Annotated in this window: 11 protein-coding genes and 1 pseudogene; 8 read left to right on the top strand and 4 right to left on the bottom strand. The window is 47.6% G+C overall.

Going from position 1 to position 8,727, the window contains the following annotated elements; all coding sequences use genetic code 11:
• Nucleotide 1 precedes the first annotated feature (1 nt).
• The 4 genes and pseudogenes from LBJ25_08315 (at nt 2) to LBJ25_08300 (ending at nt 1,286) form a co-directional block, all read left to right on the top strand.
• A complete protein-coding gene (locus LBJ25_08315) occupies nt 2-235 on the top strand; it encodes a DUF4160 domain-containing protein (GenBank protein MDR1453957.1) in 234 nt (77 codons plus the stop codon).
• A 9-nt stretch (nt 236-244) separates the two neighbouring features.
• Nucleotides 245-535 carry a DUF2442 domain-containing protein gene (locus tag LBJ25_08310; protein ID MDR1453956.1) on the top strand — a complete coding sequence of 97 codons (291 nt, stop codon included), beginning with the start codon at nt 245-247 and terminating at the stop codon, nt 533-535.
• A 186-nt stretch (nt 536-721) separates the two neighbouring features.
• Nucleotides 722-938 (top strand): annotated as a pseudogene (locus tag LBJ25_08305) (DUF4160 domain-containing protein).
• Nucleotides 939-947: 9 nt separating this feature from the next.
• Nucleotides 948-1,286: a DUF2442 domain-containing protein gene (locus LBJ25_08300; protein ID MDR1453955.1), complete on the top strand. Its 339-nt coding sequence runs from the start codon at nt 948-950 to the stop codon at nt 1,284-1,286.
• Here LBJ25_08300 and LBJ25_08295 read toward each other — a convergent pair.
• Complete coding sequence (locus tag LBJ25_08295; GenBank protein MDR1453954.1) at nt 1,278-2,285, bottom strand: hypothetical protein; 1,008 nt, start codon at nt 2,283-2,285, stop codon at nt 1,278-1,280. The two genes, LBJ25_08300 and LBJ25_08295, sit on opposite strands and share 9 nt — an antisense overlap.
• A 100-nt stretch (nt 2,286-2,385) precedes the next feature.
• Between LBJ25_08295 and rpmE the strand changes: the two genes are divergently transcribed.
• The 4 genes from rpmE to LBJ25_08275 all read left to right on the top strand — a co-directional run bounded on the left by rpmE (nt 2,386) and on the right by LBJ25_08275 (nt 6,685).
• Nucleotides 2,386-2,607, top strand: coding sequence for a 50S ribosomal protein L31 (gene rpmE, locus LBJ25_08290; GenBank protein ID MDR1453953.1), 222 nt, complete (start codon nt 2,386-2,388; stop codon nt 2,605-2,607).
• A 15-nt stretch (nt 2,608-2,622) separates the two neighbouring features.
• Complete coding sequence (gene flhB / locus LBJ25_08285) at nt 2,623-3,723, top strand: flagellar biosynthesis protein FlhB (GenBank protein MDR1453952.1); 1,101 nt, start codon at nt 2,623-2,625, stop codon at nt 3,721-3,723.
• Between the two features lie 120 nt (nt 3,724-3,843).
• The gene (flhA, locus tag LBJ25_08280; GenBank protein ID MDR1453951.1) at nt 3,844-5,967 is read left to right on the top strand and encodes a flagellar biosynthesis protein FlhA; all 2,124 of its coding nucleotides are present in this window, start codon (nt 3,844-3,846) and stop codon (nt 5,965-5,967) included.
• Nucleotides 5,957-6,685: a hypothetical protein gene (locus tag LBJ25_08275; GenBank protein MDR1453950.1), complete on the top strand. Its 729-nt coding sequence runs from the start codon at nt 5,957-5,959 to the stop codon at nt 6,683-6,685. Before flhA ends, LBJ25_08275 begins: the two co-directional genes overlap by 11 nt.
• Nucleotides 6,686-6,778: 93 nt before the next feature.
• Here LBJ25_08275 and LBJ25_08270 read toward each other — a convergent pair whose 3' ends face one another.
• The 3 genes from LBJ25_08270 to LBJ25_08260 are packed head-to-tail and all read right to left on the bottom strand — an operon-like array spanning nt 6,779 to nt 8,428.
• On the bottom strand, nt 6,779-7,573 hold the full coding sequence (locus LBJ25_08270; protein ID MDR1453949.1) for a radical SAM protein: 795 nt from the start codon (nt 7,571-7,573) through the stop codon (nt 6,779-6,781).
• Nucleotides 7,560-8,195: a hypothetical protein gene (locus LBJ25_08265; GenBank protein ID MDR1453948.1), complete on the bottom strand. Its 636-nt coding sequence runs from the start codon at nt 8,193-8,195 to the stop codon at nt 7,560-7,562. Before LBJ25_08265 ends, LBJ25_08270 begins: the two co-directional genes overlap by 14 nt.
• A complete protein-coding gene (locus LBJ25_08260; GenBank protein MDR1453947.1) occupies nt 8,171-8,428 on the bottom strand; it encodes an integrase core domain-containing protein in 258 nt (85 codons plus the stop codon). The genes LBJ25_08265 and LBJ25_08260 overlap by 25 nt, the downstream gene beginning before the upstream one ends.
• Between the last annotated feature and the right edge of the window lie 299 nt (nt 8,429-8,727).

The raw sequence follows: 8,727 nt of genomic DNA, 5'->3' as shown, positions 1-8,727 counted from the left end.
AATTGTAATTCAAATGTATTTTGCGGATACGCGACGACACCATAAGCCGCATATCCATGTGATTTATAATAAACATAAAGCGACCATTGCCCTTGACGGGGAATTGCTGGATGGTAAATTGCCAGTAAAAGAACTACGGCGTGTACTAGCCTGGATAATTTTGCGCGAGGATGAGTTATATGCTGCCTGGAATAGAGCTGTGAGAAAAGAAAGTATTGGAAAAATAAAACCTTAGGAGCTTTATATGTATATTGTTAAAGATATTGCTTATGCTGGAGAGCCAGGAAAAAGCTCCGCAGTAATAGATATTACGGCGGTAAAACCGTTGAATAATTATAGACTATTGCTTAGTTTTTCTACAGGCGAAAAAAAAGAATATAATGTCAAACCCTTATTAAAATACCCTGCCTTTCAGCCGTTGAAAGACAAGGCTGTTTTTGACAAAGTTCGGCTAAAATACGGAGTACCAGTTTGGAATAACGGCGAAATAGACATTGACCCGGAATGTTTGTACGAAAATAGCAAAGATATTTAAAGACGATTTAGGTTTATTTGATGATACGGTAAACAGTGGCAGCTCAGCGGACGACGCCGCGCTGCTCAACGAAGCCAGTGGGCGCGGGTAGGGATCGCCGGATTGACAGTGAGTTATTAAGAGAGCTGGCGACGGCTGGTTATTAGCGCAAGGGCCGAGACAAGAAAGGCGAAAAAGGATTTAAGTATGCCGACAATTTCTAGATTTTATGGGCTTTCTATTAAAATATATTTTAAGGGAAGCGAGCATAATCCGCCGCATGTTCACGACGCAGGAAATGCTAGAGGGAGACTTACCTGCTAAAGCCCTGACGCTGGCTAAAGAATGGGTGAAAAAATACAAAACAGAATTGCTGAATATTTGGAATACGCAAAAGATCAGAAAATTGCCGCCGCTAGAATAGAGGAAATTTATGTTTCACAAGGTCAAAAAAGTAAAAGCACTGCCGGATCATTGTCTTTTAGTCCAGTTTGAAAAGGGAGAAAGGAAACAGTACGATCTAAAGCCTTTGTTTAAAGAAATAGAAGCTTTTCAACCCTTGACTTACGTAACCGGATTGTTTGAGCAGGTAAAAGTTGACGCTGGCGGTTATGGCATTAGCTGGAATGACGATATAGATTTGGCTTGTGACGAACTCTACAATAATGGGACGAAAGTGTCTAACATTCAGCCAACAACTAATCGTTTTGGCGGGCGGCAGCTTAGCGGACGCCGCCGCGCAACAGGCGAGCAGCGGGTCTTACTAATTTAAGCTCAGATCGTCAAGGTAAAATACGCCGCTGGTCTGCGGCGGGATAATGACGCGCAAGCCGTAATAATCAGCGCCGTTCAGCAGAGGCAACGTGAGTTTTTGCCAGGTCGGTTCGCGCAAAGTGATCTGATATTGACGGACTTTATAGATTTCACCGAATTTTAATTTTTTATACTCTGCGGTGGTTTCCGGCGCCAGGGTCAGGGTTAGCGGATATTCGCTGCGTAGCGCCAGACTGGTCTTGGTCAAATTGAGGCTGGTATTTTTTTTAGGACTGGGCGTCATTGGAAAAAAGATTTCCGCCGGATTTTCCCGCGTTTCAAAAGAGCATTGCAGAGATTTGCCGTGCGTGCCGTAATGTTCCTGGCTTTCCACGGCCAGCGCCAGGTAAGCGTCGCGCGTATTGAGCGCCGGCAGCTCGGCAAAAATACTTTTTTGGTCGCTATCAAAATTATAAACGACCTGATAGGCGGGTTTTATTTTTTCCGCTTTTTCCAGCGTGATGTCATCGAGATACAAAGTGACTTCACTGTCTGCTTCGGTTGGCAGCAGCTGCACGTAAATTTTACGCAGGTCATGGATATTGACCCCGCGGTTGTCCAGCGGTATTTCGGCTTTTTGCCACTGGCGGGTCAGCGTTTGATCGGGCAGGTAATTTTTAATATTTTCAAAAGCCGTGATCGTGCGGCTATCCGCCAGAGCGATTTCCATTTCACAGCTGGTGTCCGTCCGGCAGAAAAAAGCCAGTGTGTCGACATCCTCAAGAGCGCTGCGTCCTTCGACCACGATGACAGCCGCGCCGTTCTCTCTCTGCGCGGTAAATTTGACCGCCTGGCCGAGCAGCGGCGTGAATTCACTGACGCTGTTTATGGCCACCGGCGGATAGCCCGGCGGCACGCGCGCCTCAAAACGGCCGTTGAAATCCTGCCAGACGCCTGCGGATAAAAAAGCTCCGCAGAATAATAAAATGTAAAAGAAACTGCAAGATCTGGGGCGCATATTTATCATCTTAGCAAAAAACGGCCGCGCCGGAAACTGGCGCGCATTGTCAAAAAACCCGCGTTATTGTAAGATTAGCCCACTTTTTTGGAGGAAAATTATGCAAAAGGGCATTCATCCTGATTATCATGAGGTTATGGCTACCTGCGCCTGCGGCGCGCAGTTTAAGACCGGCTCGACACTGAAAGAAATCCGCGTGGATATTTGTTCGGCCTGCCATCCGCTTTTCACCGGCAAGCAAAAGATTTTGGATACGGAGGGCCGCGTGGATAAATTTATGAAAAAGCTGGCCGCCGCCAAAAAAGCAAGCAAGAAGAAATAACCGCGGGGGCCGCTGGTGGGCGAAGAGTCGGGAGATAAAACAGAGGAGCCCACGCCCCATAAATTGCAGGAGCTGCGCAAAAAAGGGCAGGTCGCCCATTCCAAAGAGATTTCCACCGCCGTTCTGCTGATCGTTGCTTACCGTGTTTTTGCCGGACAGGCCGAGACTATCTGGTACCGGCTGCTGTCTTTTGCGCAGGAAATGTTCCGCCAGATCCCGACCGCCCGCGATCTCAATCTCGGCATGTTTACCGGCCTTTTTTCCTACGGCGTGATCACGATCCTCATGAGCATTTTGGTTTTGCTGGCGGTTATTTTTGCGACAACCATAATCGTCAATATGATCCAGACGCAATTTTTGTTTTCCGGCGAGTCCATGAAACCCGATCTCAATAAACTTAATCCCATGAGCGGCTTGAAAAGAATTTTTTCGCTCAAAGGCCTGATCCAGACCTTGATCACGCTGGTCAAAATTCTTTTGGTCGGCTATGTGACTTTTTCGATCATCTTGAAACATATCGGCACGGTTATCAATGCCATGGTGCTGGATCCCTTTACCATTATGGTTTTTACCGGCCAAATGGTCATGGAGATCGCCACAAAAGTCGGCTGGCTGTACATTGTTATCGCCGCGCTGGATTATTTTTACCAGAGGTACGAATTCAATAAAAATGCCAAAATGACCAAACATGAGGTCAAAGAGGAATACAAGCGTTTGGAGGGTGATCCGACGATCAAGCAGGCGCAGCGGCAGAAACAGCGTGAGATGTCGCAGCGGCGTCAAAAAGGCTCGGTGCCGGGCGCTGATGTAGTCGTGACCAATCCGGTGCATCTGGCCTGCGCGATCCGCTACAAGGCTGATGTGGATAAAGCGCCGCTGCTGCTGGCGAAAGGCCGGCGCATCTTCGCGCAGGAGATCAAAGATATTGCCGAAGAACATTATGTGCCGATCGTGGAAAACGAGACGCTGGCGCGGCAGATCTACGATACCACCGAGATCGGCGACGAGCTGCCAGCGGAACTCTACCGCGCGGTGGCGGAAGTTTTGGCTTTTGTCTACAAGCTTGGCCGCAATAAAGGCAAAAACAAATACAAACCGACAGTGGATAACAAATAGCATCTAAAATTTAATAATATAAGACCTCTTGATTTCGAGCGAATATTTTGCTGTAAAACTCGCATAGAATTTACACTAAAAATATGTTAAATTTAAGGCACAAAGCAGGGGGCAGTTTACTTGGTAGCAACGACAACAACCGATCAGCCCAAAGTCGGCGGCTTGCGCGATCTCTTCCGCGGCGGCGACCTGGGTGTTTTAGCGGCGCTGGTTTTAATTATCGCAATGATGATGATACCTCTGCCGACCTGGCTGCTGGATATTCTGCTGGTTTTTTCTATCTCGATCGGCATTATAATGCTGCTGATCTCTATGTTTTTGCAGAAAGCGCTGGACCTGCTGTCTTTCCCGTCTATCGTGCTGGTCGTCACGCTTTTTCGTCTGGCCTTGAATATTTCCTCGACACGGCTGATCTTGAGCCAGGGCAAGGCTTTTAACGGGCAGGTCATTCTGGCTTTTGCCAACTTTGTGACCGGCGGCAATTTCGTGGTCGGCGGCGTGATTTTCGTCATTATCACACTGGTCAATTTTATTGTGATCACCAAAGGCGCCGAGCGGGTCGCGGAAGTGGCCGCGCGCTTCACGCTGGACGCCATGCCCGGCAAGCAAATGTCGATCGACGCGGATTTGAACGCCGGTCTGATCGACGGCGATATGGCCAAAAAACGCCGCGAGGATCTGTCCAAAGAATCTTCGTTTTTTGGCGCGATGGACGGCGCGAATAAATTTGTGCGCGGCGACGCGATCGCCGGCATCGTGATTTTGCTGGTGGAAATGCTGGGCGGTTTGATAATCGGCGTGATGCAGCAGGGGCTGGAAATGGCGGAAGCAGCCAACCTGTTTTTTAAATTAACGATCGGCGACGGTTTGACCAGTCAGGTGCCGGCGCTGCTGATGTCTATCGCCACCGGTTTGGTCGTGACCAAATCCGCTTCGGCTGATTCACTGGGCGCGGATTTGATGAGCCAGCTGGGCAATCAGCCGCGGGCTTTTGCTTTTGCGTCGGTGGTGCTAGGGCTTTTCGGCGTGGTGCCCGGATTGCCGACCGTGCCTTTTCTAGTACTTTCCGGACTACTCGGCATCGTGGCTTTTTCGATCATGCGTTCCAAAGCCAAAGCGGAAATGGCCGAACTGGGGCGCGCTCTGGGCACCAGCGGCGAGGATGCGGCCAAAGAAGCAATGAAAAAACCGGAAAGTTTGCTGAGCACGCTGACGCTGGATCCGATCGCGCTGAAGACCGGCCGCAATTTGGTACCGCTGATCGACCCCAGCCAGGACGGCCCGTTGCTGGAGAGGATCACGCTTATCCGTTATCACATCGGCCAGGAATTGGGTTTTGTGATCCCGGGTGTGCGCGTCATGGATGACCTCTCGCTGCCGCCCAATGAATATGTTGTGGAGATCCGCGGCACGAAAATTTCCAACGGGGTGGCGCTGGTTAATTATCATTATGTGCCGATGTCCATGCAGGAATTGTCGGCCAAAAATATTACCGCTGAGGAAACCGTTGATCCGGTGACCAAACTGCCCGGCGCCTGGGTGGTCGATGATTTTCTACCGCAGCTGCAGGAAGCGGGCATTACAGTCCTGTCGCCGGTAGACTACATCGCCAATCATTTCACCGAAGTGGTGAAGCAGCATGCCGACGAGATCATGACCCGCCAGAATGTGCAGTCGCTGCTGGAGCTGGTCAAAAACACCAACGCGGCGATCGTGCGTGAATTGGTGCCGGATATGCTTTCGCTCGGTCAGGTGCACAAAGTTTTACAGCTGCTCGTCAAGGAAAGAATTTCCATCCGCGACCTGTCCACGATATTGGAAAGACTGGCGGATTATGCGCATGTCTCGCGCGATACCAGTCTGCTGGCTGAGTATGTGCGGCAGGCTTTGGCGCGGCAGATCTGCTCGCAGTACGCGGACAAAGACGACACCCTGACCGTGCTGACGATCGACCCGCGTTTAGAGGAAACAATGATCGGCTCGCTGCATCACTCCGAATACGGCTCGTTTTTGGCGATCGATCCGTCGGTCGGCGAAAAGATACTTGGCCAGCTGCAGGAATATATGCCGTATTTTAAAAAGATCAATAGTCCGGTCATCGTGCTGTGCTCGCCGCGCCTGCGCCCGCATTTTAAGCGGTTTACCGAGCGCAATTATCCGAATATTGTGGTGCTTTCCTACAATGAGATCGTGCCGCAGATCAAAGTGCAGTCTATCGGCATACTCTCGGTCGATGAATATTGAGCTGGAGATCGACGCTCCGCAGTCTGCCGCCGCCAACATGCAAAAAGACGCCGTGCTTTTTGCCGCGCAGGAAGCGCGCGCGGTTAAGAACATTCATTTAAGATTTTATTCGTGGGACAGACCGGCCATAACTTTTGGTTATGCGCAGCGGCCGGAAAAACTGCTCGACCTGCCCCAAGCGGGGCGGCTGGGCGTGGAAACTGCCTCAAGGATCACCGGCGGCGGCTTGGTGCTGCATCAGCCCAATGAATTAACCTACAGTCTCGTCGCGCCGCTGGCGGCTTTGCCGGACGGGATACTGCCGTCCTGCAATTTTATCTCGGAAATCTTTATCAAGGCCCTGCGGAAGATCGGCGCCGCCGCCGCGCTGGCCGCGCGCGCGGTCGGTGACTGTAAGCCCGTTAGGGAGCAAAGCCGAACCGCGGTTTTTACCGGCGAATATGACAGAGCGGTTTGTTTTGCGCGGCCGGTCAAGTACGAAGTGGTCTGCGGCGGAAAAAAACTGCTCGGCTCGGCGCAGAAGCGGGGCAGACATTCCCTATTGCAGCAAGGCGCGCTTGCTCTGGACCCGCCGCTGCCGGTCTTCGCGGAACTTATAGATATGTCTAAATTAAATCAGACTAATCTTAAAGAATGTGCCGGCCGCGCCTATAAATACACCGAACTGGCAGAAATTATCGGGCAAGAGTTTTACAACGCGCCGATTTTTACGCCCTGAGCGATGAAATCGCTGACGCATGTCTACCAGCCCTTGCCGGTGTGGTACAGAGGGTAAAACGTCCAGCCGGAATGAGATAATTCTGAATTTTAGTTAAGCAAAAATTAATTCTTTTTCTTTAATGACTTTTGCCAGGCAAGTGCCTTCTTTGATATGCCATTTTTTGCCGTTCCGTTTACAAAAATTTATTACCCGATAGCTTAAATCGTTAAAGAAATCCTGGTATTCTTTATATTGAGAGACCAACGGATTATAATTAAGCCTGCCAAAAATTATTTTATCCACAAATGAAACCGCATCTAAAATTCCGTTAAAGTCTTGCTCGATGATATTAGGTGTTGGATACGGTTCGATACTGACCCAGGTTTTTATTCCGGCTTCGTGCAGTTTGCGTAATCGCTCAATCCGGTTAGCCATTGGCGCCGCGCCCGGTTCGTATATTTTTCTATATTTGTCTTGTATGGTAATCAGCGTAATTCCAAACTCATTTTCCTTGCTCAAGTTTGTTAATTCGCTTGGCAGTAATCCTTTTGTCAAGGCCGTGCAGCGCAGGCCGTTTTGATTTAATTTCTCAATAATTTTATAAGACATAGCGCAAATCTCTGGATATTTATACATAAAAGGATCGGTAGAAAAACAAAGGTGGACAAATTTTATTTTATCTTTCTGTTTTGGTATTTCTTTATCTAGTAATTCGAGCGTATTTGCTACCAATTTGGGCTCGAGCCACTCCGCATAAGATTTTATTTTGCCAAATCTTTTGGCCATCAACATTGCATAACAGGGATATTTGCAGCCGTGGGAACAATTTTGCACATGGTTAATCGTGAAATCACCGTATTCGACTTCTGTCTGGTAAAGCAAAGATTTTCTTTCAATCGTTTGCATTACTTCCCCTTTCTCCTTGGTATTCTAGCAGGCATAGCTTGGTTTTCCAATGCTCTTCGGCAATATAAAATCCCTTTTGTTTTGTAGCGTCCAAATAGGTCTTCTGTAAGAATTTTGCTGTATACAGTTTTTTAATAATTTCATTTGCTTGGTGCGGGAGAAATCCGGCGACTGCGGTTAGAGCAATTATTTCTGCATTAGATATAAATCTTTTTTGTTTGAATTCTGCCAGAATAATGCTTTCTAGATTTTGCTGTGCTGAAATATAACGTGTATTTTGTTCTTTAGGAAAATCGAATAACAACTGTTGAGTTGGTTTTGCTACAAATTGGCTGGCCAACAAACACATCCCGTCTTCTGTGTATTTCCAAGCAAGACTATTGAATAACATTAGTCCTTTAAGATGTTTTGTTAAGAGGAATAGCGCATTTGTTCTTGAGCCATCATTTAATAATATGGGTCTGACAAATACATCGGACAGCTCTTGCCTTAACTTATTGGCAATAGACTGCGTGAATTCTTGGATGTTTTCATAATCTGAAACACCTCTTGTTGTAAACTGTTTGCTTGGTGAAGAAATCGTCCATAGTTTTAATTTTATAACATACTTAATAATATGCAACCAAGTGTATAAGTTCCATACATATGAGACTTAAGGTTGGTATTCATAAAATCCAGGGGCGTAATATTGCCCAAAGATTTATGTACTCTTTTTGTATTATACCAGATCAAATGCCCCAGGAGTTTAGAATTAAATTCTGCAAGACAAAAATCAGCATCGTAACGATATAGATTAGCGGCAATGAATTCCTCGTCCAAAGAGCGGTTAGCACGCTCAATATTGAATGTTTCCATGCCCGACTTTGTACCCAAAGCTGTCCCGTACCACAAGTTCTTTTTTACTGTTTGTACCCCTCTTTTCCCTCTGATTTTGAGACTCCTTTTCCCTTACTTTTGTCTCATATGTTTCGCAACTTTTCCACCAAGCAACATTATAGCGTCCCCGCCGGCACACTGATGGATAAAAAATACCAGCAAAATTCGATGCATTTCAAAGGTATATTTTTTCGATAAGTGGGTAATTACTTTTTTGTGAGTTTATAAGCAGATGTATTTTTAGGCGGTGAATATATAGTTATGTACGCGCGGCAAAT

The organism is Candidatus Margulisiibacteriota bacterium (genome assembly GCA_031268855.1).
Lineage (GTDB): Bacteria > Margulisbacteria > Termititenacia > Termititenacales > Termititenacaceae > Termititenax.
Note: the sequence above shows the minus strand (reverse complement) of the source record. Positions and strands in the feature narration are given on the sequence as shown.

Coding starts and splice junctions, on each gene's coding strand:
- LBJ25_08310 (MDR1453956.1), top strand. CDS start 245: ATGTATATTGTTAAAGATATTGCTTATGCTGGAGAGCCAGGAAAAAGC.
- LBJ25_08300 (MDR1453955.1), top strand. CDS start 948: ATGTTTCACAAGGTCAAAAAAGTAAAAGCACTGCCGGATCATTGTCTT.
- LBJ25_08275 (MDR1453950.1), top strand. CDS start 5,957: ATGAATATTGAGCTGGAGATCGACGCTCCGCAGTCTGCCGCCGCCAAC.
- LBJ25_08260 (MDR1453947.1), bottom strand. CDS start 8,428: ATGGAAACATTCAATATTGAGCGTGCTAACCGCTCTTTGGACGAGGAA.
- LBJ25_08295 (MDR1453954.1), bottom strand. CDS start 2,285: ATGCGCCCCAGATCTTGCAGTTTCTTTTACATTTTATTATTCTGCGGA.
- rpmE (MDR1453953.1), top strand. CDS start 2,386: ATGCAAAAGGGCATTCATCCTGATTATCATGAGGTTATGGCTACCTGC.
- LBJ25_08270 (MDR1453949.1), bottom strand. CDS start 7,573: ATGCAAACGATTGAAAGAAAATCTTTGCTTTACCAGACAGAAGTCGAA.